The sequence below is a fragment of the Clostridium sp. AF34-10BH genome (assembly GCF_003478095.1).
Classification (GTDB): domain Bacteria; phylum Bacillota; class Clostridia; order Lachnospirales; family Lachnospiraceae; genus Acetatifactor; species Acetatifactor acetigignens.
Genome location: NZ_QUEC01000008.1, coordinates 1 through 23,882, shown reverse-complemented (window position 1 = coordinate 23,882; position 23,882 = coordinate 1). Strand labels below are relative to the sequence as shown.

Annotated in this window: 22 protein-coding genes and 1 tRNA gene; 22 read left to right on the top strand and 1 reads right to left on the bottom strand. The window is 47.6% G+C overall.

Annotation, left to right across the window (positions count from 1 at the left end):
- The first annotated feature begins 39 nt into the window (after positions 1 to 39).
- From pyrE to coaW, 14 genes are all read left to right on the top strand, one after another.
- A complete protein-coding gene (pyrE, locus tag DWZ61_RS07490; protein WP_118537941.1) occupies positions 40 to 717 on the top strand; it encodes an orotate phosphoribosyltransferase in 678 nt (225 codons plus the stop codon).
- A gap of 43 nt (positions 718 to 760) precedes the next feature.
- Positions 761 to 913 (top strand): hypothetical protein, encoded by a 153-nt coding sequence (locus DWZ61_RS19700; protein WP_172594711.1) that lies wholly within the window; start codon positions 761 to 763, stop codon positions 911 to 913.
- 115 nt (positions 914 to 1,028) lie between these two features.
- A complete protein-coding gene (locus tag DWZ61_RS07480; protein WP_117465892.1) occupies positions 1,029 to 1,346 on the top strand; it encodes a DUF6142 family protein in 318 nt (105 codons plus the stop codon).
- 67 nt (positions 1,347 to 1,413) lie between these two features.
- Positions 1,414 to 3,498 (top strand): aminopeptidase, encoded by a 2,085-nt coding sequence (locus DWZ61_RS07475; protein WP_118537940.1) that lies wholly within the window; start codon positions 1,414 to 1,416, stop codon positions 3,496 to 3,498.
- A gap of 152 nt (positions 3,499 to 3,650) precedes the next feature.
- Positions 3,651 to 4,187: a 5-(carboxyamino)imidazole ribonucleotide mutase gene (gene purE / locus DWZ61_RS07470; protein ID WP_022153778.1), complete on the top strand. Its 537-nt coding sequence runs from the start codon at positions 3,651 to 3,653 to the stop codon at positions 4,185 to 4,187.
- Positions 4,188 to 4,274: 87 nt separating this feature from the next.
- Positions 4,275 to 5,300, top strand: coding sequence for a phosphoribosylformylglycinamidine cyclo-ligase (gene purM / locus DWZ61_RS07465; RefSeq protein ID WP_118537939.1), 1,026 nt, complete (start codon positions 4,275 to 4,277; stop codon positions 5,298 to 5,300).
- Positions 5,294 to 5,920: a phosphoribosylglycinamide formyltransferase gene (gene purN / locus DWZ61_RS07460; protein ID WP_118537938.1), complete on the top strand. Its 627-nt coding sequence runs from the start codon at positions 5,294 to 5,296 to the stop codon at positions 5,918 to 5,920. The genes purM and purN overlap by 7 nt, the downstream gene beginning before the upstream one ends.
- A gap of 139 nt (positions 5,921 to 6,059) precedes the next feature.
- Complete coding sequence (purD, locus tag DWZ61_RS07455) at positions 6,060 to 7,334, top strand: phosphoribosylamine--glycine ligase (RefSeq protein WP_118537983.1); 1,275 nt, start codon at positions 6,060 to 6,062, stop codon at positions 7,332 to 7,334.
- A gap of 29 nt (positions 7,335 to 7,363) precedes the next feature.
- Entirely contained in the window at positions 7,364 to 8,908 is a 1,545-nt protein-coding gene (locus DWZ61_RS07450; RefSeq protein ID WP_118537937.1) for an SH3 domain-containing protein, read from the top strand.
- Between the two features lie 154 nt (positions 8,909 to 9,062).
- Complete coding sequence (locus DWZ61_RS07445) at positions 9,063 to 9,440, top strand: GntR family transcriptional regulator (RefSeq protein ID WP_022312745.1); 378 nt, start codon at positions 9,063 to 9,065, stop codon at positions 9,438 to 9,440.
- Positions 9,440 to 11,881, top strand: a complete 2,442-nt coding sequence (locus tag DWZ61_RS07440; RefSeq protein WP_118503525.1) for an ATP-dependent Clp protease ATP-binding subunit — start codon at positions 9,440 to 9,442, stop codon at positions 11,879 to 11,881. The genes DWZ61_RS07445 and DWZ61_RS07440 overlap by 1 nt, the downstream gene beginning before the upstream one ends.
- A gap of 290 nt (positions 11,882 to 12,171) precedes the next feature.
- Positions 12,172 to 12,585, top strand: a complete 414-nt coding sequence (locus DWZ61_RS07435) for an endosialidase (protein ID WP_118537936.1) — start codon at positions 12,172 to 12,174, stop codon at positions 12,583 to 12,585.
- A 133-nt stretch (positions 12,586 to 12,718) separates the two neighbouring features.
- Positions 12,719 to 14,098, top strand: a complete 1,380-nt coding sequence (radA, locus tag DWZ61_RS07430) for a DNA repair protein RadA (RefSeq protein ID WP_118503523.1) — start codon at positions 12,719 to 12,721, stop codon at positions 14,096 to 14,098.
- Positions 14,099 to 14,137: 39 nt separating this feature from the next.
- Positions 14,138 to 14,971, top strand: a complete 834-nt coding sequence (gene coaW / locus DWZ61_RS07425) for a type II pantothenate kinase (protein WP_118503521.1) — start codon at positions 14,138 to 14,140, stop codon at positions 14,969 to 14,971.
- A 490-nt stretch (positions 14,972 to 15,461) separates the two neighbouring features.
- On the opposite strand, the gene DWZ61_RS07420 is transcribed toward coaW, so the two are convergent.
- Positions 15,462 to 15,532: transfer RNA gene (locus DWZ61_RS07420), tRNA-Trp, on the bottom strand.
- 457 nt (positions 15,533 to 15,989) lie between these two features.
- On the opposite strand from DWZ61_RS07420, the gene DWZ61_RS07415 reads away from it, so the two are divergent.
- From DWZ61_RS07415 to DWZ61_RS07380, 8 genes are all read left to right on the top strand, one after another.
- On the top strand, positions 15,990 to 16,853 hold the full coding sequence (locus DWZ61_RS07415; RefSeq protein ID WP_022313392.1) for a formate/nitrite transporter family protein: 864 nt from the start codon (positions 15,990 to 15,992) through the stop codon (positions 16,851 to 16,853).
- A gap of 380 nt (positions 16,854 to 17,233) precedes the next feature.
- The gene (groES, locus tag DWZ61_RS07410) at positions 17,234 to 17,518 is read left to right on the top strand and encodes a co-chaperone GroES (protein WP_117465883.1); all 285 of its coding nucleotides are present in this window, start codon (positions 17,234 to 17,236) and stop codon (positions 17,516 to 17,518) included.
- Positions 17,519 to 17,574: 56 nt separating this feature from the next.
- On the top strand, positions 17,575 to 19,200 hold the full coding sequence (gene groL, locus DWZ61_RS07405) for a chaperonin GroEL (protein ID WP_117465882.1): 1,626 nt from the start codon (positions 17,575 to 17,577) through the stop codon (positions 19,198 to 19,200).
- A 228-nt stretch (positions 19,201 to 19,428) separates the two neighbouring features.
- Positions 19,429 to 19,602, top strand: a complete 174-nt coding sequence (locus DWZ61_RS07400; protein WP_022153764.1) for a hypothetical protein — start codon at positions 19,429 to 19,431, stop codon at positions 19,600 to 19,602.
- Positions 19,603 to 19,768: 166 nt separating this feature from the next.
- Positions 19,769 to 21,313 (top strand): glycoside hydrolase family 43 protein, encoded by a 1,545-nt coding sequence (locus DWZ61_RS07395; protein WP_118537935.1) that lies wholly within the window; start codon positions 19,769 to 19,771, stop codon positions 21,311 to 21,313.
- Positions 21,314 to 21,668: 355 nt separating this feature from the next.
- Complete coding sequence (locus tag DWZ61_RS07390) at positions 21,669 to 21,878, top strand: histidinol dehydrogenase (protein WP_227733136.1); 210 nt, start codon at positions 21,669 to 21,671, stop codon at positions 21,876 to 21,878.
- A gap of 265 nt (positions 21,879 to 22,143) precedes the next feature.
- Positions 22,144 to 23,121: a choloylglycine hydrolase gene (gene bsh / locus DWZ61_RS07385; RefSeq protein ID WP_118503515.1), complete on the top strand. Its 978-nt coding sequence runs from the start codon at positions 22,144 to 22,146 to the stop codon at positions 23,119 to 23,121.
- 38 nt (positions 23,122 to 23,159) lie between these two features.
- Positions 23,160 to 23,840, top strand: coding sequence for a GTP pyrophosphokinase family protein (locus DWZ61_RS07380; RefSeq protein WP_118537934.1), 681 nt, complete (start codon positions 23,160 to 23,162; stop codon positions 23,838 to 23,840).
- Positions 23,841 to 23,882 lie beyond the last annotated feature (42 nt).

Genomic DNA, 23,882 nt, shown 5'->3' with positions numbered 1-23,882 from the left:
CTGACAAAGATACGAGAATCACGGAGGTTTTTAGATACAATGGAACAGTACAAGCAGGAATTTATTGAGTTCATGGTGGATTGTAAGGCATTGAAATTCGGAGAGTTTACCTTAAAGAGCGGTAGAAAGTCTCCTTTCTTTATGAATGCGGGTGCGTATGTCACCGGTTCTCAGCTGATGAAGCTGGGGGAGAGCTATGCGAAAGCAATTCACGATACCTACGGTGATGATTTCGATGTATTGTTCGGACCTGCCTATAAGGGCATTCCCATCAGTGTGGTAACCGCAGTGGCTTACAGCAAATTATACGGCAAAGAGATTCGTTACTGTTCCGACCGCAAGGAAGAGAAGGATCACGGCGCAGATAAGGGAAGCTTCCTGGGAAGCTCCTTAAAAGATGGCGACAGAGTCATCATGATCGAGGATGTTACCACTTCCGGCAAATCTATGGAAGAGACTGTTCCCAAGGTAAGAGGAGCAGCCAATGTAGAAATCGTTGGTCTGATGGTATCCCTGAACCGTATGGAAAAGGGTCTGGGCGGCAAGGTCAGCGCACTGGAAGAGATCAAGGAAAAGTACGGATTTGATGCACATGCCATCGTAACCATGCAGGATGTCATCGATCATCTGTACAACAAGCCTTACAAGGGACAGGTATACATTGATGATACTCTGAAGAAGGCAATCGACGAATATTATGCTGTATACGGTGCTTAAGCAGACGGCTTCGAAAGTTTTGGATAGAAGACAGGAGGATTCCATGGAAGAGAAAATCTATAAGATCATGCGTGGAGCAGGTGCTCTGAATATTGTACTGGGAGTCATTTCCCTGGTAGTCGGAATCGCGGCAGGTGTGTTGCTGATCATCAGTGGCGGCAAGCTGGTCTCCGGCAAATCACGTATTCTGTTCTGATCACAAATGAGAAGGAAAACGCCGTCAGGGCGTGAAAATTGGGCATTTCCATACCGGAAGTGCCCTTTTCGGGTTCCATGGGGGATTGCAGGTTACTGAAAGGCTTGAAAATAGTATGCGGAAAAAGAACTACATTTTTACGAATAAAAAACATTCCAACAGGGCGATCATGTCGACCATCCTGGGGGGCATCAGTCTGGTGTCCCTGGGGATCGTGACGTATCTGTCCTACAGTCAGGGCGGCGTGATGCACGGTGGATACGGTGTTACCGGTGTGTTGGCCACCATCTATTCCCTGATCGGACTGATCCTGGGAATACTGACCCTTCGGGAAAAAGATATCTATCGTATCTTTCCCGTGCTGGGAACAATATTAAATGTTGTTGCCCTTGGAGGTGTCAGCTTTTTGCTGTATCTGGGAAGCCGTCTGTAACGGATATTCTGGAACAGAAGCATTGGATCACACAGCAGTTATTTAGATAGAAGGAGCAATCAGATCTATGGAAGAAAGAGAATTATTACTGGAACGTCTGGAACTGGCCTTAGACCGGATCCGGGAGATCCCCGGGGAGGACTGGCAGGAAGAAAGCCTGCAGCACTGGAAAGAATATTTTACAGCGGTAGCAAAATTTTTACTGCTGATCGAGGATACCAGACAGTTCCTGGAGCAGGGAAAACAGAACACTGCCACTTTGGAAGAGCTGAAACAGCGTAACCATGCCCTGTATGAAGATATTTTACCGGAAAATTATGAGAACAGCTTTGCTAATCCTGCGGTAGCTGTAAAGTGTCTGGGAGAAGAATTCGGCGCACTGGCCGCCTTCCTTTATACGGAAATGCGGAGCCTGATCGGTTTTACCTATGAGGGAAGACTGGACGAACTGGTGATCCGTATGGAACTGTTTTCTGAGGTATATGCGGCATTTGTATATGAGGAGCAGGAGAATCACAGACTTCCGTCTTATGCGTCCATCCGTGAGATCCTTTACTGGTTCGTCAGCGATTACGCGGATGTGGCGGCGGAAGCACGGGTACGGGAACTGGTATGCCCGGGGAATAATTTTGCGGCAGACATTATCCGAAGGGCGGAACTGACCGATCTGCGTTATCTCTATGCCTATGGAGAATACGTGGGGGAAAATGAACTGGCAATGGCGAAATTCCTGAATTCCCTGCCGGAAGAGACCATAAATACCATGGCAGACACTTATACCGAGGGGTACCGCATCGGTTTTGAAGTGACCGGCAAGGATCTGTCGAAAAAAGCTGCGGTGGATGTCCGTTATCAGCTGGGCTTCGAACGCATGATGCGGAGAGCTCTGGAGAATTTTGACAAAATGGGATTGCAGCCTGTGATCTACCGTGCAGCTGCCAGTATTTTATATAATCCCTCCATTTATAAAAACGGCTTCTACAGTGTCAGCCCCAACAGACAGTATGAGTTCGATCACAAGGATGACAAAGCACTGTTCCTGGATAAAATGTATTGCAGCCGGAAACTGGAAGTCATGCATACCGCTTTTGAAAAATATAAGACAGAGGCCAGAGGCTATGCGGGCCCGGCCGTGGTGGAGACCTTCGGTGAGAAAGATTTCGCACCGGTGAACAAGCCGGAAGCGGTGAAAATGACGGATGAGCAGAGCACTCTTATGGTGGAGCACCGCGCCCAGATGGGACAGTTGCAGAGACAGTATATTATTGAGGAAGAGCGTAGCTTTACGATTATTGCGTTCCCCATCCCGGAGGTAGGGGACTGCTTTGAAGAACTTTTCCGGGAGACTATTCGGATCAACACCCTGGATTATAAAAAATATCAGAGGATCCAGCAGACCATCATCGATGCGCTGGATCAGGCAGACCACTGTGAGGTGAAGGGCTGTAACGGTAATCACACGGATATCACAGTGAATCTGTGGAAGCTCAAAGATCCTGCCAAAGAAACTATTTTTGAAAACTGCGTGGCAGACGTGAATATTCCCGTGGGAGAAGTATTTACCTCTCCGGTGCTGGAAGGCACAAACGGTGTGCTGCATGTGACAAAAGTGTTCCTGAACGGCTTGGAATATAAGAATCTGGAGATCACCTTCGAAAACGGCAGGATTAAAAACTACAACTGTGCTAATTTTGCCACGGAGGAAGAGAACAAGGCATTCATTAAGGAAAATATCCTGTTCCGCCATAAGACACTGCCGCTGGGAGAATTTGCCATCGGCACAAACACTACGGCTTATGTGGCGGCAAAGCGTCTGGGCGTGGAAGCCAGGATGCCGATCCTGATCGCGGAGAAGATGGGACCGCATTTTGCAGTGGGCGATACCTGCTATTCCCATGCGGAAGAGGTGAAGGTATACAATCCCGACGGTAAAGAGATCGTGGCCAGAGACAATGAGGTGGCCGCCCTTCGCAGTGTGAACCCTTCCAAGGCTTATTTTAACTGCCATACGGACATTACCATTCCTTACGATGAACTGGCAGAGCTGACCGCAGTGAAAAAGGACGGCGGGCGGATCCCCATTATTGCGAACGGCAGATTTGTCCTTCACGGAACGGAAGAACTGAATGAGCCGCTGAGGGAGTTGGATTAAAACTATTCAGCAAGCATTTGCAGAAAGCAATTTTGCATGGTTCTGAATAGTTATCATAAGATTTCATAAAACCATTGCATCATTGAAAAGATTTTAGTAAGATAAAATATATATGGATAAAATCGGTGCAACCGATACATGAGGAGGACATTATGGCAAATACAGAGAATTGCCCTAAGGTTGGCATTGTAATGGGTAGTGATTCCGATATGCCTGTGATGGCGAAAGCCGCAGACATTCTGGAAGAACTGGGCATCCCTTATGAGATGACCGTGATCAGCGCTCACAGAGAGCCGGATGTGTTTTTTGAGTATGCAAAAAGTGCGGAGGAAAAAGGCTTCAAGGTGATCATTGCCGGAGCCGGTATGGCAGCGCATCTGCCCGGCATGTGTGCCGCTATTTTCCCTATGCCCGTCATCGGAATCCCGATGCACACCACTTCCCTGGGAGGCAGAGATTCTCTGTATTCCATCGTTCAGATGCCCTCCGGCATCCCGGTTGCCACAGTAGCCATTAACGGCGGCGCCAATGCAGGACTTCTGGCAGCCAAGATCCTGGCTACTTCCGACGCAGAACTTCTCGGAAAGTTAAAAGCATACAGCACCAAATTAAAAGAACAGGTAGAAGCCAAGGATGCAAAATTGCAGGAAATCGGCTATAAAGCATATCTGGAAGGCATGAAAAAATAAGAAGATAAGACAGAGAATCCGGGACCTCTTAAGAGGCTGTCCCACTAAATAAAACGAAAGAGCCCCTGCGGCGGAAATGAGGAGAAAATGGATTACAAGAAAGCTGGAGTAGACATCGAAGCAGGCTACAAGTCTGTAGAACTGATGAAGAAGTACGTGAAGGAGACCATGCGTCCCGAAGTAATGGGCGGCATCGGTGGTTTCTCCGGAGCATTTTCCTTAAGTGCCATTAAAGATATGGAGGATCCCGTGCTCCTGTCCGGAACCGATGGTGTAGGCACCAAGCTGAAGCTGGCATTTTTAATGGACAAGCATGATACCATCGGAATCGACTGTGTAGCCATGTGTGTGAACGATGTGGCATGTGCAGGCGGTGAACCTTTATTTTTCCTGGATTATATCGCATGCGGACGCAATATTCCCGAGAAGATCGCTACCATCGTAAAGGGCGTGGCAGAGGGCTGTAAGCAGTCTGACGCAGCACTGGTAGGCGGTGAGACCGCAGAGCATCCCGGACTGATGCCTGAGGATGAGTACGATCTGGCCGGATTTGCAGTAGGTGTGGTAGAGCGTAAGGATCTGATCACCGGCGAGAACATCAAGCCCGGTGATGTACTGGTGGGAATCGCTTCCTCCGGTGTACATTCCAACGGTTTCTCCCTGGTGAGAAAGGTATTCGATATGACCAAAGAGAGCCTGGATACCTATTATGACGAACTGGGCAAGACTCTGGGTGAAGCACTGCTTGCTCCCACCAGAATCTATGTGAAGGCTATGAAGTCTGTGAAGAACGCAGGCGTTAAGGTAAAGGGCTGCAGCCATATTACCGGCGGCGGTTTCTATGAGAATATTCCCAGAATGCTTCCTGAAGGCATCCGCGCAGTTGTGAAGAAGGACAGCTACGAAGTACCCGCTATTTTCCGTCTGATGCAGAAAAAGGGCAACATTGCTGACGAGATGATGTACAACACCTACAACATGGGTCTTGGCATGGTGCTGGCACTGGATCCCGCAGATGTGGACAAGACTCTGGAAGCGCTGAAAGCAGCAGGGGAGACCGCTTACGTGGTAGGTACCTGCGAAGCCGGTGAAAAGGGTGTGACCATATGTTAAGAGTAGTCGTACTGGTATCCGGCGGCGGAACGAATCTGCAGGCGATCATTGATGCTATCGCAGCGGGCAAGGTCACCAATGCGCAGATCGTCGGTGTCATCAGCAACAACAAGACGGTGAAGAGCCTGGAGAGAGCACGTAATGCAGGAATTCCTGCGGTATGTGTGTCTACGAAGGATTATGAGAGCAGAGAAGTATTTAACGATGCGTTGCTTGCAAAGGTGAAGGAATTTACCCCGGATCTGATCGTGCTGGCAGGCTTCCTGGTGAAGATCCCGGAGGCTATGGTGCATGAATACAGTAATCGTATCATCAATATTCATCCGTCTCTGATCCCCTCTTTCTGTGGTGTGGGATACTATGGACTTCATGTGCATGAAAAGGCACTGGAGCGCGGTGTGAAGGTCACCGGAGCCACCGTGCATTTTGTGAATGAAGGCATGGATGAAGGCCCTATCATTGCACAGAAAGCAGTGGCAGTGGAAGATGATGATACCCCGGAAATCTTACAGAGACGTGTCATGGAACAGGCTGAGTGGCTGCTTCTGCCTCAGGCGGTGGATGACATTGCCAATGGACGGATCTGCGTCGTAGACGGCAAAGTAAAGCATAACAAATGAGTAACTATTCAGAGCCAATGGGCGAAGTAATCACCATGAGCAAATAGCATACAAACATGTTATTCAGGAAAGCCTCGCAGAGGCGGTTTTGCGAATGGGGGGTGAATAGTTACGGAATAAGGAGAAACATAATATGGGTATGAAAGTATTGATCGTAGGTGGCGGTGGCAGAGAGCATGCCATTGCAACCTGTGTTGCAAAGAGTCCTAAGGTAGATAAGATCTATTGTGCTCCGGGCAATGCCGGAATCGGTCAGATCGCAGAATGTGTTCCCATCGGAGCCATGGAATTTGACAAGATCGTTGCTTTTGCGAAGGAACAGGCCGTTGACCTGACCATCGTAGGTATGGACGATCCTCTGGTAGGCGGACTGGTAGATGCACTGGAGGCAGAGGGCCTGCGTGCTTTCGGACCCCGTAAAAATGCAGCAATCCTGGAGGGCAGCAAGGCTTTTTCCAAGGATCTTATGAAAAAATATAATATTCCTACCGCAGCCTATGAGAATTTCGATAATGCGGAGGATGCCATCAAATATCTGAAGGAGCAGGCAAGTTTCCCTATCGTGCTGAAGGCAGACGGCCTGGCACTGGGAAAAGGCGTACTGATCTGCAATACGTTGGAGGAAGCTCTGGAAGGCGTGGATGAGATCATGCTGGACAAGAAATTCGGTGCGGCTGGTAATCGTATGGTCATCGAAGAGTTTATGACCGGAAGAGAAGTCAGTGTACTTTCCTTTGTAGATGGCAAGACCATCCGGATCATGACTTCTGCACAGGATCACAAGAGAGCGAAGGACGGCGATCAGGGACTGAATACCGGCGGTATGGGAACCTTTTCTCCCAGCCCGTTCTATACCGAAGAAGTGGATGCATTCTGCAAGAAATATATTTACCAGGCTACGGTGGATGCCATGGCAGCGGAAGGCAGACCTTTCAAAGGCGTTATTTTCTTCGGACTGATGCTGACACCGAACGGCCCCAAAGTACTGGAGTACAATGCAAGATTCGGTGACCCGGAGGCACAGGTGGTACTGCCCCGCATGAAGAACGATATTATCGAGGTCATGGAGGCTTGTGTGGACGGTACTCTGGATCAGATCGATCTGCAGTTTGAAGACAATGCTGCAGTCTGTGTTGTCCTGGCCAGTGATGGCTATCCGGTATCCTATGAGAAGGGTTATGTGATAAATGGACTGGAGAAGTTCAACGGAAAAGACGGCTATTATTGTTTCCATGCGGGAACGAAGCTCACAGACAAGGGAATCGTGACAAACGGCGGACGTGTTCTGGGAGTGACAGCCAAGGGAGCTACCCTGAAGGAGGCCCGTGCCAATGCCTATGCGGCAACGGAATGGATCACCTTCGAGAACAAATACATGCGTCATGACATTGGCAAGGCAATCGATGAAGCGTAAGACATGTCAGGATACAGAAGGAGTTGCAGATGAAAAAGACAGTACAGAGAACAAGTAAATTCAAGGCTTTCTGGGGAATGTTTGCATTGGTGCTTGTGCTGGGAGCAGGACTTTTTGCCGAGAATCTGGCGTTTGTCAGCCATGCGGAAAGCGCAGCCAAGGTAACAGCATCCAGTGCAAAGATCCGTAAGAGCGCGGATTCTTCCAGTGAAGTCATCGGCAGTGCGGCAAAGGATAAGACCATTTCCATCAAGAGCCAGACCAAGGGAGCGGATGGCTATACCTGGTATGAGGTATATGTGGATGCGAATACGCTGGGATATATTCGTTCCGATCTGGTAAGCATTACCGACGGATCTACCCCGCCGTCTTCTTCAACTACGACCACCACGACAACTACAACGACGACTACCGCAGCAACACCGGCTCCGGCAGTGAATGAAACACCGGTGGATGTCACAGCGGTGGAGCCTGTAAGTGCTACCGTGACGGGCGGACAGTCGGTGCGTGTGCGCAGCAATGCATCTACCACGAGCCAGATCGTAACCACAGCAGAGAACGGAATGGCTCTGACCGTCACCGGACAGGCTACCGGTACGGACGGCAATACCTGGTATCAGGTGAATTTCATCGCCAACAATACCGAAGTGACCGGATTTATCCGTTCCGATTATGTGGCGTTATCCGGAGAACTGCAGGCACCTTCCACAGAGCAGCCTGCGGAAGAACAGCCTTCGGAAGAACAGCCCGCCGAAGATACACAGACCACTTCCAAGGACTGGGATACCCAGTTGCAGGGAGATGCATGGTATCTGTTAGATATGGTAGGACAGAAACAATACAAGATCGATGATCTGTTCAGCTCTATTGACCAGATTACTGAGATCAATGCGCAGTTTGAGACCAATCAGAAGAAGATCACCAGTCAGAAGGTCGTGATCATTATTCTTGTCATTCTTCTGGTGGCAGCGGCGGCAGCAGTCACTCTGCTGATCTTCAAGATTAAGGATATGACGGATGCGGCTGATTTCTCTGATGCGGAGGAAGCAGCACTTCGCAGAAGAAGAGTGGACAGACCCCAGACCGGCAGAGGTCAGGGTGGAAGACCGGCACCTCAGGGCGGCAGAACCCAGGGTGGCCAGAAAGTGATGCATGAAGTGGGAGCAGAGAGACGTCCCGCAGGAAAGCCCGCCGGACAGGGCGGCAGACCGGTGCAGGGACAGAGACCGGCAGGCCAGCAGGCAAGACCCGCGACACAGGGAGCCAGACCTACGGCACCCCAGGCCGGAAGACCGGCACCGCAGGGAACCAGACCTGCAGCACCCCAGACCGGAAGACCCGCACCGCAGGGAACCAGACCTGCAGCACCCCAGACCGGAAGACCCGCACCGCAGGGAACCAGACCTGCAGCACCCCAGACCGGAAGATCCGCACCGCAAGTAGACAGACCGGTAAAACCGGCACAGAATAACGATAATCCGCAGGATCCCGGCTGGAAGTCCAAGAACTTCATGTCCGATGATGACGAGTTCGAATTCGAATTCCTGAACTGGGACGGCGACGAAGAACAATAGGAATAAAAAGACCGGAAACGGCATCTTACGAGAGTGGGATGCCGCTTTCTTTTTAAAATTTTGATAAACTTTCCCGGTCTGCAGTTGACAGCACCGCCCTCACTGTTATAATAGACGTATAACAATCGGTGACAGTGGGAAGGGAGTGATTTTGATGATAATAGAGATAGATTTCAACAGTAATGAAGCGCTCTATATGCAACTGCGCAATCAGATCATCATGGGAATTGCCACGTCACAGTTTCATGAGGGAGATTCCCTGCCGAGTGTACGGCAGCTGGCGGATACCATCGGGATCAATATGCATACTGTAAATAAGGCCTATACGGTTCTGAAGCAGGAGGGCTATGTCAAGGTCGACAGGCGAAAGGGAGCCGTGATCGCTCTGGATGTGGACCGTATGCGTGCGGTGGATGAATTGCGGAAGGAACTGCAGGTAATACTTGCTAAGAGCAGCTGCAAAAATATTTCCAGGCAGGAAGTACATGAATTGATTGATGAAATTTATGAAGAATATGGAGGACTGAATTGATGCAGTCACAGTTTACGGATAAAGCGCAGAATGCGCTTGCCCAGGCCGGCAGATGTGCCAGAGGCCTGAAACAGGGCTATATCGGGACCGAACACATTCTGGTGGGACTCCTAAAGGAAGATACCGGTGTAGCCGCAAAAGTGTTGGCGGATAACGGAGTAGAAGTGGATCAGGTCATGGAAATGATCCGGGATCTGATCGCCTTTGAAAACGGTGTGGCCGTGAAGGACAAAGAGGGATATTCTCCCAGAGCTGCCCGGATTCTGGAAGAGGCACACCGCCAGGCTGCCCGTTTCGGACAGAAGCAGACCGGCACGGAGCATCTGCTTCTTGCACTGATCAAAGAGGGCGAGAATGTTGCCGTGCGTCTGCTGAACACGTTGGGAGCCAATGTGCAGAAGATCTATGTAGATACCCTGATCGCCATCGGACAGGACGGCAATCTGTACAAGGAAGATCTTGGGAAAAAGGGAGACCGTAAGGCGAAGCAGTCTACACTGGAACAATACAGCAGAGACCTGACGGCTCTGGCCAGAGAAGGAAAATTGGATCCTGTGGTAGGCAGAGAAGAAGAGATCCGCAGAGTAGTGCAGATCTTAAGTCGCCGCACGAAGAACAATCCCTGTCTCGTCGGAGAACCCGGTGTAGGTAAGACCGCCGTGGTAGAAGGTCTGGCAGCCCGCATTGTGGCAGGAGACGTACCTTTTACCGTGCAGAATAAGAGAGTACTGACATTAGATTTGTCGGGAATGGTGGCAGGAAGTAAGTACCGTGGCGAGTTCGAGGAACGTATCAAGAAGGTATTGAAGGAAGTGACGGAGGACGGGAATATTATTTTATTCCTGGATGAACTTCATACGATCATTGGTGCCGGAGGTGCGGAAGGCGCCATTGACGCTTCCAATATCATGAAGCCTTCCCTGGCCCGTGGAGAGATCCAGCTGATTGGTGCCACCACCATTGCGGAATACCGCAAGTATATTGAGAAGGATGCGGCTCTGGAGCGCAGATTCCAGCCGGTGACTGTGGAAGAACCTACAGAGGAAGAGGCGGTCCGTATTCTGGAGGGCATCAAAGGAAAATATGAGGATCATCACCATGTGCAGATCACCCCGGAGGCCATTGAGGCTGCTGTCAGATTGTCCAGCCGTTATATCAATGACAGAAATCTGCCGGATAAGGCCATCGATCTGATCGATGAAGCTTCGGCAAGCGCAAGACTGAGTGCATTGGATGCCCCGGATAAAGCGAAGGAGATCGCTGACCGTATCCACGAGATGGATCAGGAGATGGAGAGAGCTATCCGCATGGAAGCATTTGACCAGATGGCAGAGATCAAGAAGCAGCAGGATGCGCTGGTGAAAAAATATGACCGCCTGATGAAAAAGCGGGAGAAACAGGAAGCGGGCAATGTTATCAGTATCGGTGAGAATGAGATCGCCGAGGTCGTTGCCCAGTGGACCAAGATCCCCGTACAGAAGCTGGCGGAAAAAGAGAGCGAACGACTGTTAAAACTGGAGAAGACGCTGCATAAGCGTGTCATCGGCCAGGAGGAAGCAGTGACTGCAGTGGCCAGGGCCATGCGCAGAGGCCGTGTGGGTCTGAAGGATCCCAACCGTCCCATCGGCTCCTTCCTGTTCTTAGGTCCTACCGGTGTTGGTAAGACGGAACTGTCCAAGGCATTGGCAGAAGCCATGTTCGGCTCTGAAGATGCCATGATCCGTGTTGATATGTCCGAATACATGGAAGGCCATTCGGTCTCCAAGATGATCGGATCACCGCCCGGATATGTAGGCTTTGAAGAAGGCGGACAGCTGAGCGAGAAGGTTCGCCGTAATCCCTACTCTGTTGTTCTGTTTGACGAGATCGAGAAAGCGCATCCGGATGTATTTAATGTTCTTTTGCAGGTACTGGATGACGGTCATATCACGGACTCCAAGGGACGCAAGGTCAGCTTCAAGAACACTGTGCTGATCATGACTTCCAATGCGGGTGCACAGCGTATCGTGGATCCCAAGAATCTGGGCTTTGCCACAGAGAAGAGCGAGACAAAGGATTACGAGAAGATGAAATCCAATGTCATGGAAGAAGTAAAGCGCAGCTTCAAGCCGGAATTTATCAACCGTATTGATGATATTATCGTGTTCCATCAGCTGAACAATGAGAACATGAAGGAGATCGTGAATCTTCTGGCATCCAATCTGTACAAGAGATGTGAGGATCAGCTGGGGATCCATCTGACCATCACAGCAGCGCTGAAGGAGCATCTGGTATCCAAATATGCGGATAACAAGATGGGAGCAAGACCCTTGAAGCGTGCGATCCAGTCCGTGGTAGAGGATGCTCTGGCAGAGGAGATCCTGCAGAAAAAGGTGGTACCGGGAGATAAGGTATCCGCCGGATTCAAGGATGGAAAAGTTGTATTTACTGTGAAAAATTAAGTATTTGTAACTATTCAGTCACTCAATTTGCAAAATCGCTCTTGCAGAGCGTTCCTTTTGCTCATTGAGGTTACTTCGTCCTATAAATTACGTCAAAGGTTCTTACGAATGCAAGCATTCGACGTACCTATGACACAATTTACATGACTCTGAATAGTTACAAAATAAATAAAACTTTTTGTAGAAAAACAGGGTGAGATATATTATACTGTAACTATTCAAACCCCATTCGCAAAGAACGAAAGAGAAAGATGTATTGCGGATGCAGTTACTTTCAGGAGGACAGACAGATGGCAGTAGTGGAAGAAATACTTCGCAGTGAAGCAGACGGATCTATCAGCTTTGGTAATCACAAGCTGGCCAAGAAGGCAAAAGTGGAAGATTATGAGCATGCAGGAGATCTGCTGAAGGTTAAGACCTACAATGAGATGACAAAGCTGGAAAAGAACGGCATGTTTTTATATGAATCTGTTCCCGGAACCAGTGTACTGGAGTTCAAGGAAGCTGACAACAGTGTGGAGTTCATCGTAGAAGGTGACGAGGATTCCCAGATCACTGTAGGACTGAAGGACGATACCGAGTACGAAGTATTTATCGACGGTAAGAACGTAGGAATCATGAAAACCGGACTTGGCGGCAAACTGAGCCTGAGCGTAGAACTGGAAGCAGCAGGTGAAGTACCTGTTAAGATCGTAGAGGCGTAAGGACGCACTGCAAAGGAGTCCAGGCACGGAGGATATTGTAGTACTTCGTGACTGGGCTTTTTTTAAATATTCAGAGTTTCCGGAGGCGGTTTTGCGGGGGCTGAATAGGTATTACAATGATTGAGGAGAGAGCATGGCAAAAGGAAAGACGGCCACTGTATTTTTCTGTCAGAACTGTGGCTATGAATCCACGAAATGGCTGGGACAATGTCCCGGCTGCAGAGAGTGGAATACTTTCGTGGAAGAGACGATAGATAAAACGGAATTGAAAAATACCGGAAACGGTGCAAAGAGAGACAGGAGAGAGGCTTCGGAGCCCTGTGTGCTGTCGGAGATCGCTATCCGGGAGGAAAATAAGACTCTCACCGGAATTAAGGAACTGGACCGGGTGCTGGGAGGCGGCATTGTGCAGGGATCTCTGACGCTGGTAGGCGGAGACCCCGGTATCGGTAAATCCACACTGTTATTGCAGGTCTGCCATAACTTATCCACGGCGGGACATAAAGTATTGTATATTTCCGGTGAGGAATCCAAGGTACAGATCAAGATGCGGGCGGACCGTCTGGGGGCTTTTTCGGAGCATATGCTGCTACTGTGTGAGACGAATCTGGATATCATCAGTGAAGTGATCCGCAAGAGCAAGCCGGAGGTCGTGATCATCGACTCCATACAGACCATGTACAACGAGAACGTGTCGGCGGCGCCGGGAAGCGTGTCTCAGGTGCGGGAATCCACCGGTATTTTGCTGCAGCTGGCAAAGGGACTGGGAATCTCAATCTTCATTGTAGGCCATGTGACGAAGGAAGGTACGGTGGCAGGTCCCAGAGTGCTGGAACATATGGTGGATACCGTTCTTTATTTTGAAGGGGACAGACATGCGTCCTACCGTATTCTGCGGGGGGTGAAGAACCGTTTTGGATCTACGAACGAGATCGGTGTTTTCGAGATGCGGGAAACGGGACTGGCAGAGGTCAAGAATCCTTCGGAATATATGCTGAACGGACGGCCGGAGAATGCCAGCGGCTCTGTGGTGGCGTGTACCATGGAGGGCACCAGACCGCTTCTGATCGAATTGCAGGCACTGGTGTGCCACAGTAATTTCGGCATCCCCAGAAGACAGACCACCGGTACGGATTTCAACCGTGTGAACCTGCTGATGGCGGTATTGGAGAAGAGATCGGGAGTGCAGCTGTCCTCCTGCGATGCCTACGTGAATATTACGGGAGGTATCAAGATCCAGGAGCCGGCCATTGATCTGGGAATCGTGCTGGCGATTCTGTCCAGCTTCCGGAATAAGGCATTGAATCCGAAAATGGTAGCTTTCGGAGAAGTGGGATTAAGCGGCGAAGTCCGCGCGGTCAGCATGGCAAAACAGCGTGTGGCGGAGGCGGAGAAACTGGGCTTCGAGGAATGCGTGGTGCCCTACGTGTCACTGGAAGAGTGCAAAAAAGGAAGCAAAATCCGTGTCATCGGCGTCAGCTCCGTGCAGGATGCCATGGACCGATTGTTCTAAAGAAGCTTTTTAGCATTTCATTATGAGGAGGACAAAGATATGGCCGTAAGAATAGGAATTGATATCGGCAGCAGTACCACCAAGATCGTAGCTTTTGAAGGAGAACATATGCTTCCGCCCATGGCAGTCAAGGCAGACAGCCAGGTGGCATCCCTCTACGGTGCTTTCGGAAGATATCTGTATGAGAATAATCTGCAGCTTTTAGATGTGGAAGGTGTCTATATCACCGGCGTGGGAAGCAAATATGTGGAGAAAGCGGTATACGATCGTCCGACCTATAAGGTAGATGAATTCGTTGCCACAGGAACCGGAGGCTATTATCTGACGGATAAAAAGGAAGTTATCGTTATCAGTATGGGAACCGGAAGCTTTTTCGTCAAGGTGACGGAGAATGAGATGAAGCATTTAGGCGGTGTCGGCTTAGGAGGCGGAACCATCTGCGGACTGTCCTCGATCATACTGAATACCGGGGACATCCATGAGATCGTCCCTCTGTCCCGGAAAGGTGATGTGGCAAAGATCGACCTGCGGATCGGCGATCTGGCCAAGGAAAAGCTCCCCGGCCTGAACCTGGACGTGACTGCGTCCAACTTCGGCAAAGCGGATGCCCAGTCCAAGCCCGAGGACATCGCGGCTGGTATCGTCCATATGGTCATCGAGAACATCTGCCAGGCCGGAATCCTGGCCTCCCGGAACACCGGCATCAAGGATTATATCCTCATCGGCGGCCTGACCAAATTCTTCGAGTGCCGCCAGATCATCGAAGACTTCAAGAGCCTGTGGGATGTAAAGATTACTATTCCGGAGTATTCTGATTATGCTACCGCTATTGGGGCGGTGATTGCGCCGGATGCGGAGAAAGAGGAGATTTGAGAAATAAAAAAGTAAGAGGGATTGATTTCTCAATCCCTCTTGGTGTATAATCTATTTAGAAAGTAAGTCGGAGGTGAAAATTCCGATTTGCCCTCAGTAAAATACTAGAAAAGAAATAGCATCTACTTTGGCGAGGGGATGCTATTTCTTTTTGTTATTATCGTCACCATGTCTGTCAATGTATGATAAAGCTGCAAAGACAACTAACAACAGAGTAAGTACTTCCATCGTATTCATGGGCATCACCCTCCTTTGTAAGACTAGAGGGCATCTAACAATCGGAAAATCGCATCCGCTTTCTGTTCGATTACACAAATACAGTATAACATAAATCGAACGTATGTTCAATATCATGATGAAAAACATTCCTGTTAATTCACATTAAAATAACACCCCATCATGGCGTGATTCTTCAGATCGCGCCATGGTGAGGTAAAAAGTGTTACCAAAACAGAAAATAAAAAAAGCCGATAACATCGACTTTTGAAAGCAGGGGAAGAGGGGATCGAACCCCCGTTAACGGTTTTGGAGACCGCCGCACTACCGCTGTACTATTCCCCTATGAAATTGTATCAGCTGAATCACTGACGAAAGCTATTATAGCATAGATGTTTATCATTTAGCAAGTGAAAATTTTAAATTTTTGCAAAAACTTTTGCAATTCCGGGGAAAACCACAAAGAATACCTTATAACACAATTAAAGCAGCCGCAGGCGGGAAACCTGCAGCCACTTTAATTGTGTAAAAGGGGAATTCTTCCGGAAATCTACTTATATAAGCGGTTCGGCTCTCGCCGAACATCCTAAGTATATTACACATTTCGGCTTTTGTCTACTATTTTTTTGCATAAATTTTACAAAAAAAGATTGTGTTATGACAAAAACGGTGAGAGGAAATGTATATAATCAGATACATAGGGGGAAAAGCTTGATTCCCGCCGCAGATTTCGTGTAATATAGGTAGTAAATGAGTATGAGAAAGTACGGCAGATAAGGGCTGTACGGAAATGAGGGAAAATATGGAACAGCATTTTAATACCCCGGCAGAAGTCATTGATAATAACATGAAGGCCGGAGAGGGCAAGGCACATCTTCCTCTGGGCAAGATGATCCTGTTAGGCATTATGGCAGGTGCTTTCATTGCACTGGGCGGAGCTACCAGCAGTACTGCGGCGCATGCTATTGACAACGTAGGTCTGGCCCGATTCGTAGCCGGTATCATCTTCCCTGTGGGACTGATGATCATTGTATTTGTAGGTGGAGAACTTTTCACCGGCAACTGCCTGATCGTCATGGACGTGGTAGGCAAAAAGGTGACCTGGTTCGAATGTATCCGCAATCTGATCGTGGTATATTTCAGCAACCTGATCGGCGCGCTGATCATTGATACCCTGATCTACTTTTCCGGAAATCTGGACTACACCGGCGGATTGCTGGGGGCTTATGCCATCAAAGTGGCAGTCGGCAAGGTAGGCATTTCTCCGCTGAAAGGAATTACCTCCGGTATCCTGTGTAACATTCTGGTATGTATTGCGATCCTGATGGCAGCGGCAGCTACGGATATCGTCGGTAAGATCTGGGCGATCTTCTTCCCGATCATGGCCTTCGTAGTCGGCGGTTTCGAGCACTGTGTTGCAAATATGTTCTACATTCCCGTAGGCATGATGGCTGCACAGAATCCCGCGTATGTTGCAAAGGCACAGGAAGCATACGGCCTGACCGCAGAGCAGATCCAGGGACTGACAGTACTGCACAGCCTGAACAACTTTATTCCCGTTACCATCGGCAATATCTTAGGCGGAATGGTATTCGTAGGAATCCCCTGCTACTTTATTTATAAGAAGAAGTGGCAGAAATGGCATGAGGAATCCAAGAACGCATAGGACGGGAAAGTAAATACAGAGCGGAACAGAAGCAGCTTGGGATAATGATAAGATCCCCGGCTGCTTTTTGCTTATACGATGTAACCGGTATAGCTTTATGTCTGCACAGGAGTTTGCAAGGGATGAACCGGATATGGATTTTCAGAATTATAAACGAAATATTAAATCGCATTTTTACACATGTAATATAAAAACATTAGAAAAACGGAGATAAAACGAGAAAATAAAAGAAATAGTTATTTAAATAACGGTGAATGCGTTTGAAAAACTCGGCATATAAAACTAATATAAACTATAGAAATTAGCACTCGATAAAAATGAGTGCTAACAAATGAAAAAGAGTAATATGATATTTAAATAGTTATAAGGAGGCAGTTGTCATGAGTTTGAAACCTTTAGGTGACAGAGTAGTATTAAAACAGTTAGTTGCAGAGGAGACTACCAAGTCCGGTATCGTGCTCCCCGGTCAGAATAAGGAAAAGCCCCAGCAGGCAGAAGTTGTTGCTGTCGGCCCCGGCGGTGTCGTAGACGGTAAGGAAGTAAAGATGGAAGTTAAGGTTGGCGATCAGGTCATCTATTCCAAATACTCAGGAACCGAAGTAAAGCTGGATGATGAAGAGTACATCATCGTAAAGCAGAGCGACATCCTTGCAATCATTCAGTAATTGCAAACCTAAAAAGAAATTAAGACTAAGAACAAATAAATTGGAGGCTGATTATTATGGCAAAAGAGATTAAATACGGCGCAGAAGCCCGTGCAGCATTAGAGGCTGGTGTAAACCAGCTGGCAGATACCGTAAGAGTAACCTTAGGACCCAAAGGAAGAAACGTAGTACTGGATAAGTCCTTCGGCGCACCCCTGATCACCAACGATGGTGTTACCATTGCAAAAGAGATCGAGCTGGAAGATGCATTCGAGAACATGGGTGCACAGCTGGTAAAGGAAGTAGCTACCAAGACCAACGATGTAGCCGGTGATGGTACTACCACCGCAACCGTTCTGGCACAGGCTATGGTAAATGCAGGGATGAAGAACCTGGCAGCAGGTGCTAACCCCATCATCCTGAGAAAAGGTATGAAGAAAGCAACCGCATGTGCAGTAGAAGCCATCGGTAAGATGAGCCAGAAAGTAAACGGCAAGGAGCACATCGCAAGAGTAGCTGCAATCTCCGCAGGGGATGAGGCTGTAGGACAGCTGGTTGCAGATGCTATGGAGAAGGTAAGCAACAACGGTGTTATCACCATTGAAGAGTCCAAGACCATGCAGACCGAACTGGATCTGGTAGAAGGTATGCAGTTCGACAGAGGTTATATTTCCGCTTACATGGCAACCGATATGGATAAGATGGAAGCTGTTCTGGATAACCCTTATATCCTGATCACTGACAAGAAGATCTCCAACATTCAGGAGATCCTGCCTCTGTTAGAGCAGATCGTTCAGTCCGGCGCTAAGCTGCTGATCATCGCTGAGGATGTAGAGGGCGAGGCACTGACCACCCTGATCGTTAACAAGCTGCGTGGTACTTTCAACGTAGTAGCCGTTAAGGCTCCCGGCTATGGTGACAGAAGAAAAGCTATGCTGGAGGATATCGCAATCCTGACCGGTGGTACCGTGATCAGCTCCGAGCTTGGTTATGAACTGAAAGATACCACAATGGATATGCTGGGTCGTGCAAAATCCGTTAAGGTACAGAAAGAGAACACCGTGATCGTAGACGGTGAAGGCGATAAGGAAGCATTACAGTCCAGAATCGCACAGATCAAGAAGCAGATCGAAGAGACCACTTCTGATTTCGACAGAGAGAAATTACAGGAGAGACTGGCTAAGCTGTCCGGTGGTGTTGCAGTTATCCGTGTAGGTGCTGCTACCGAGACCGAGATGAAGGAAGCTAAGCTTCGTCTGGAAGATGCTCTGGCAGCTACCAGAGCAGCCGTAGAGGAAGGTATCATCTGTGGTGGCGGTTCCGCATACATTCATGCATCCAAGGAAGTTGCCAAACTGGCAGCAAGTCTGGAAGGTGATGAGAAGACCGGTGCAGGCATTGTCCTGAAAGCACTGGAAGCACCTCTGTATCACATCGCAGCAAACGCAGGACTGGAAGGCAGCGTTATCATCAACAAGGTACGTGAGTCTGAGGTCGGTGTCGGTTTCGATGCTCTGAAAGAGGAATATGTAGATATGGTAAGCGCAGGCATCCTGGATCCCGCTAAGGTTACCAGAAGCGCTCTGCAGAACGCTACCAGCGTAGCAAGCACACTACTTACTACCGAAAGCGTTGTAGCTAATATCAAAGAAGACACCCCCGCAATGCCCGCCGGCGGCGCAGGCATGGGCGGAATGATGTAAGCGTCAGGACCGCTTCGACGCAGCCGTGCTAAAAAGGGAGCACACTATGCAAGCTAGCTTGCAATAGTGCGCTTCTTTTTTAGTGCGGATATGGCGAAGTCCAGCGGATATCGCATGAATTGCGAAGCAATTTATGCGATAAGCCGCTGCTGCGTCAGATCCCCTTGACTCTCCCCCAAAAACCTCTTAAACTTATCTCAAACACATCAAAGAAAGAGGTATACCCTTATGAATCGTTTTGAATACATCGTAGAAAGCATTGACGGCGATTATGCCCATCTTCGCAGAACAGACATCGAATCCGATGAATTAAAGCTGGTGGCCCGCGCGCTGCTTCCGCCCGAGATCATGGAGGGCACGAAGCTGTTATACGAGTGGATGCAGTATTCCATTATGGAATAATTATGCCAAATTTTGAAATGTCCGGAGAAAACGCAATATTTGTCATAAAATAAAAGGGAAACTGGCACGACAGGAGAGTTGGTAAAGAATACACTTATAGTATGAGCGTGGTACACGCAGCTTTGCGCAAATAGAAAGACTAATACATGTAAAAAGGAGACTCCCTATGAGTGAACCTAGAACTTATCATAACCCTGTACAACGCGGTTTTTTCCCGGATCCTTCGGTGATCCGTGTCGGTAACGATTATTACATGGTGAATTCCAGTTTCCAGTATTTTCCGGCGATCCCCATTTCCCATTCCAGGGATATGGTACACTGGCATATTATCGGTCATGCCATCACGAATCCGGAATGGCTGGATCTCAGCGACATCCGGGATTCCCACGGAATCTGGGCACCGGATATTGAATATGTGGACGGAAAATACTATATCTATGTTACCTTACGCCTGAATGCGGACGGCAAGCGTGATAACAACGTAATGCGCAGACAACTGGTGATGGTGTCCGACAGGCCGGAGGGTCCTTATAGTAAGCCGGTATGTCTGGAAGTGGACGATATCGATCCGTCTCTGTTCGTGGATGATGACGGCAGCAGATATATGATCATTGCCAAGGCAGCACAGGCGGTTCCCCTGACGGCGGACGGACTGGCAGTGGCGGGTCCGGCGAAGACCGCATGGGAAGGCACGGGCGAGCGTTGCTCTGAAGGTCCCCATATCATGAAAAAGGACGGTTATTATTACGCTATCGTGGCTGAGGGTGGCACCGGTTACGGCCATGGCATCAATGTGGGAAGAAGTAAGAATTTCTACGGTCCTTATGAGTGTTCTCCCTATAATCCGGTCATGCGTCAGAAGGACCCTGCGGCACCCATTCAGAGAGCCGGACACGGCAAGCTGGTACAGGATCAGAACGGTCAGTGGTGGTGTTATTATCTCTGCGGAAGACCTAACGAGGGCAACTATACTACCGTAGGCAGAGAGTCTGCTCTGGATCCCGTACAGTGGACGGAGGACGGCTGGTTTACCGTCAACGAAGGAAAAGGCCCCAGCCTGACACAGATTGCACCGGATCTTCCCGAGTGTATCTACGAGAGAAACTTATTTGATGATTTTAACGATACCAGGCTGAATCTGGAATGGGAGTTCGTGCGCAACCCGGATAACGGATCCTGGTCACTGACGGAACGTCCCGGGTATTACAGGATCTGGACCAGAGACGGACAGTTGAATGAGATCCGTGCGAAAAATACGTTGTTACGCAGAGAACAGGAGTTGTCCTACGTGGCAGAGACGAAGCTGGAATTCTACCCGGATAAGGACGGAGAACAGGCGGGACTGACCTGCTACTACAGTACAGCCACCTATGCCAGATGCTCTCTGTGCTATGAGGGCGGACGGAAGATCCAACTGGTCATCAACCGCAACCACGGCGAGGAGCTGGTGGCGGAAGTGGACCATGTGAAGGAAGGCGCTCTGTATCTGAAAGTAGTGGTGGAGAAGCTGACCAGAACTTTCTATTACAGCTATGACGGAGAGAACTGGGAGCAGGTCGGAGTTCTGGAGAACTGCATTTACCTCTGTGACGAGGGTGTTCCCGATGATCCTAAACGCCATACCGGTACGCTGGTAGGCATCTATGCCAACAACGGAGGCTGTGGAAGCCGCAAAGCAGCGGATTTTGACTACTTTAAATATGAGGATTAGACAAAAAAGAAGTCCTGATTTTGGCTAAAAGTGCGAAAAACTCGCAACTGTAAGAAATCTGTTTGCCAAATAGTCGAAATAATGGTAGAATAATTATGATTCAAAATGTAAGAGCTTACATTATGGATCGACAGGAACAAATGCAACGCATAGTTTCATACATCTCTTTTCAAAGGATCCCGGGTGAGCAGCCCGGGATCTTTTGTGCATCTGAGGTTTGTGCATCCGAAGCAGTCTGGAATAGAAAATAATAGAAAATAATTTCAAAAAATTTATAAGATTTTGTCGAAAACTGTCACGTATATAATGTAGTGAGGTTTTAACATGACTAAAGACGAAGAAATCAGAATGATAAATGAAAAACTGGATTTTTTATGTAATGGAGGCAAGTGATGAGGAGTTCGATACCGAAGAGGTACGCAAACTTGTGAAGCGATTAGATGAATTGGATCCCATACCATTGCCGTGGAAATCGGATGAGGAAGCATTGAAAGACTTCTGGGATTATTGTGAAGAGAGACAGAGGGAAGAACGTATAATAGCAGAGATGAAAATTAAGGGCTGAGAAGTCAGTGCCTTTGGAAAAAGTATGTGGTAAAATATATATACGAGAAACGAAATGCTGCAAGAATTGCCAGACGTAGGTCAATTCATCCTAGCTATGGATACTTGGTTTGAAAAACTGATGGAGAAATAATCTAGGAAAATAGTTTAAAGTTTACATGTTATGATCATGTATGAAGTTGGAACAAAATAAAGATTGTGCTATACTATTGTTCAAGAAAAAAACTCATTGACATATTTCAATCTATTTAGGAGGATAAACGATCATGTGTACAGCAGCAACTTATAAAACAAAAGATTTTTACTTTGGACGAACCCTCGATTATGAATTCTCTTATGGTGATCAGATAGTAATTACACCACGTAATTATGCGTTTAATTTTCGCCATGTTGGCGATATGAAAAATCATTATGCAATTATTGGAATGGCTCATGTTGCAGAGGATTATCCTTTGTATTATGATGCTATGAATGAAAAAGGAGTGGCAATGGCAGGACTGAATTTTGTCGGAAATGCTGTTTATGCCGCGATTAAGCCAGATGTGGAAAATATTGCACAGTTTGAATTTATTCCGTGGATTTTAAGTCAGTGTTCTTCTTTAGTTGAAGTTCGCGAGCTTCTTGAACGAATTAATATTGTTAATACTCCTTTCAGCGAGCAATTCCCATTAGCACAATTACACTGGATCATTTCTGATGAGAATGAGTCAATTACGGTAGAATCTATGTCAGATGGTTTACATATTTATGACAATCCAGTAGGAGTGCTTACGAATAATCCGCCATTTCCACAGCAGATGTTTCAACTAAATAATTATATGTATTTATCTCCTAAACAGCCCAGAAATACTTTCTGCGAGAATTTGGCTCTTGATGCATATAGTAGAGGTATGGGAGGATTAGGTCTTCCGGGAGATCTCTCATCTTCCTCACGCTTTGTACGTGTGGCTTTTACAAAGGTAAATGCAATTTCAGGTGAATCAGGGGAAGAAAGCGTTAGCCAATTCTTCCACATTCTCGGATCTGTGGATCAGCAACGAGGATGTTGCGAAGTAGCGGATGGAAAATATGAAATCACATTGTATACGTCGTGTTGTAATGTTACAAAAGGTATTTATTATTACAATACTTATGAAAACCATCAGATCAGTGCAGTAGATATGCATGTAGAAAATCTGGATAGTGATAAAATGATTTGTTATCCAGTAATTCAAGGAGAACGAATCAACTATCAAAATAAATAATGTTTTGAAATCAGGGATGAGGTAGAAAGGAAAGTTCCATGACAAAAGATGAAGTAAAAAAACTCAGGATGGACAGTCCGGAATCACTACAGTTTTTAAATAATGCTACAAAATTTTATAATTTAATGATGATGTATCGTTGTGCTATTCGGGAGATACAAACTAAACTTGAGGTTTTGGATGATGAATTTTCAGCTGAGAACAATCGAAATCCTATTTCTTTTATAAAAACAAGAATTAAGAAGCCCAATAGTATTTACGATAAACTGCAGAAGATGGGATATGAATTTACAACAGAAAATATACAGACATATCTCAATGATGTAGCAGGCGTTCGAATAGTTTGTGCGTTTATTGACGATATTTATATGATATCAGATTTGATTACCCAACAGGATGATATTAAAGTTATTGAAATAAAAGATTATATAAAAAATCCAAAATCGAATGGTTATCGAAGCTATCATATGATTGTTGAAATACCAGTATTTTTTGCTAAGGGTAAAACACCTATGCGTGCAGAATTACAGATTCGAACCAATGGTATGGATTTCTGGGCAACATTGGAACATCAACTTCGCTATAAAAAAGGAATTGAAGAAATGCCTGGCTATGATGAGATAAGTGAAGAATTACTTCATTCTGCAAGAGCTATCATTGAAGCAGATAATGAAATGCAGAGAATAAAAGACAAAATTGGTATGTTCTACGAAATTTAGGGAGAAAACTGAGCAAGTAGGAAGGTGGAATATATATGAAAC

What these genes read in the sequence shown, in the direction of transcription:
- bsh (WP_118503515.1), top strand. Translation starts at nt 22,144, where the DNA reads ATGTGTACAGCAGCAACTTATAAAACAAAAGATTTTTACTTTGGACGA.
- DWZ61_RS07445 (WP_022312745.1), top strand. Translation starts at nt 9,063, where the DNA reads ATGATAATAGAGATAGATTTCAACAGTAATGAAGCGCTCTATATGCAA.
- DWZ61_RS07415 (WP_022313392.1), top strand. Translation starts at nt 15,990, where the DNA reads ATGGAACAGCATTTTAATACCCCGGCAGAAGTCATTGATAATAACATG.
- DWZ61_RS07395 (WP_118537935.1), top strand. Translation starts at nt 19,769, where the DNA reads ATGAGTGAACCTAGAACTTATCATAACCCTGTACAACGCGGTTTTTTC.
- groL (WP_117465882.1), top strand. Translation starts at nt 17,575, where the DNA reads ATGGCAAAAGAGATTAAATACGGCGCAGAAGCCCGTGCAGCATTAGAG.
- DWZ61_RS07475 (WP_118537940.1), top strand. Translation starts at nt 1,414, where the DNA reads ATGGAAGAAAGAGAATTATTACTGGAACGTCTGGAACTGGCCTTAGAC.
- coaW (WP_118503521.1), top strand. Translation starts at nt 14,138, where the DNA reads ATGGCCGTAAGAATAGGAATTGATATCGGCAGCAGTACCACCAAGATC.
- DWZ61_RS19700 (WP_172594711.1), top strand. Translation starts at nt 761, where the DNA reads ATGGAAGAGAAAATCTATAAGATCATGCGTGGAGCAGGTGCTCTGAAT.
- DWZ61_RS07400 (WP_022153764.1), top strand. Translation starts at nt 19,429, where the DNA reads ATGAATCGTTTTGAATACATCGTAGAAAGCATTGACGGCGATTATGCC.
- groES (WP_117465883.1), top strand. Translation starts at nt 17,234, where the DNA reads ATGAGTTTGAAACCTTTAGGTGACAGAGTAGTATTAAAACAGTTAGTT.
- DWZ61_RS07435 (WP_118537936.1), top strand. Translation starts at nt 12,172, where the DNA reads ATGGCAGTAGTGGAAGAAATACTTCGCAGTGAAGCAGACGGATCTATC.
- purM (WP_118537939.1), top strand. Translation starts at nt 4,275, where the DNA reads ATGGATTACAAGAAAGCTGGAGTAGACATCGAAGCAGGCTACAAGTCT.
- radA (WP_118503523.1), top strand. Translation starts at nt 12,719, where the DNA reads ATGGCAAAAGGAAAGACGGCCACTGTATTTTTCTGTCAGAACTGTGGC.
- DWZ61_RS07450 (WP_118537937.1), top strand. Translation starts at nt 7,364, where the DNA reads ATGAAAAAGACAGTACAGAGAACAAGTAAATTCAAGGCTTTCTGGGGA.
- DWZ61_RS07480 (WP_117465892.1), top strand. Translation starts at nt 1,029, where the DNA reads ATGCGGAAAAAGAACTACATTTTTACGAATAAAAAACATTCCAACAGG.
- purE (WP_022153778.1), top strand. Translation starts at nt 3,651, where the DNA reads ATGGCAAATACAGAGAATTGCCCTAAGGTTGGCATTGTAATGGGTAGT.
- purD (WP_118537983.1), top strand. Translation starts at nt 6,060, where the DNA reads ATGAAAGTATTGATCGTAGGTGGCGGTGGCAGAGAGCATGCCATTGCA.
- DWZ61_RS07390 (WP_227733136.1), top strand. Translation starts at nt 21,669, where the DNA reads ATGAAAAACTGGATTTTTTATGTAATGGAGGCAAGTGATGAGGAGTTC.
- purN (WP_118537938.1), top strand. Translation starts at nt 5,294, where the DNA reads ATGTTAAGAGTAGTCGTACTGGTATCCGGCGGCGGAACGAATCTGCAG.
- pyrE (WP_118537941.1), top strand. Translation starts at nt 40, where the DNA reads ATGGAACAGTACAAGCAGGAATTTATTGAGTTCATGGTGGATTGTAAG.
- DWZ61_RS07380 (WP_118537934.1), top strand. Translation starts at nt 23,160, where the DNA reads ATGACAAAAGATGAAGTAAAAAAACTCAGGATGGACAGTCCGGAATCA.
- DWZ61_RS07440 (WP_118503525.1), top strand. Translation starts at nt 9,440, where the DNA reads ATGCAGTCACAGTTTACGGATAAAGCGCAGAATGCGCTTGCCCAGGCC.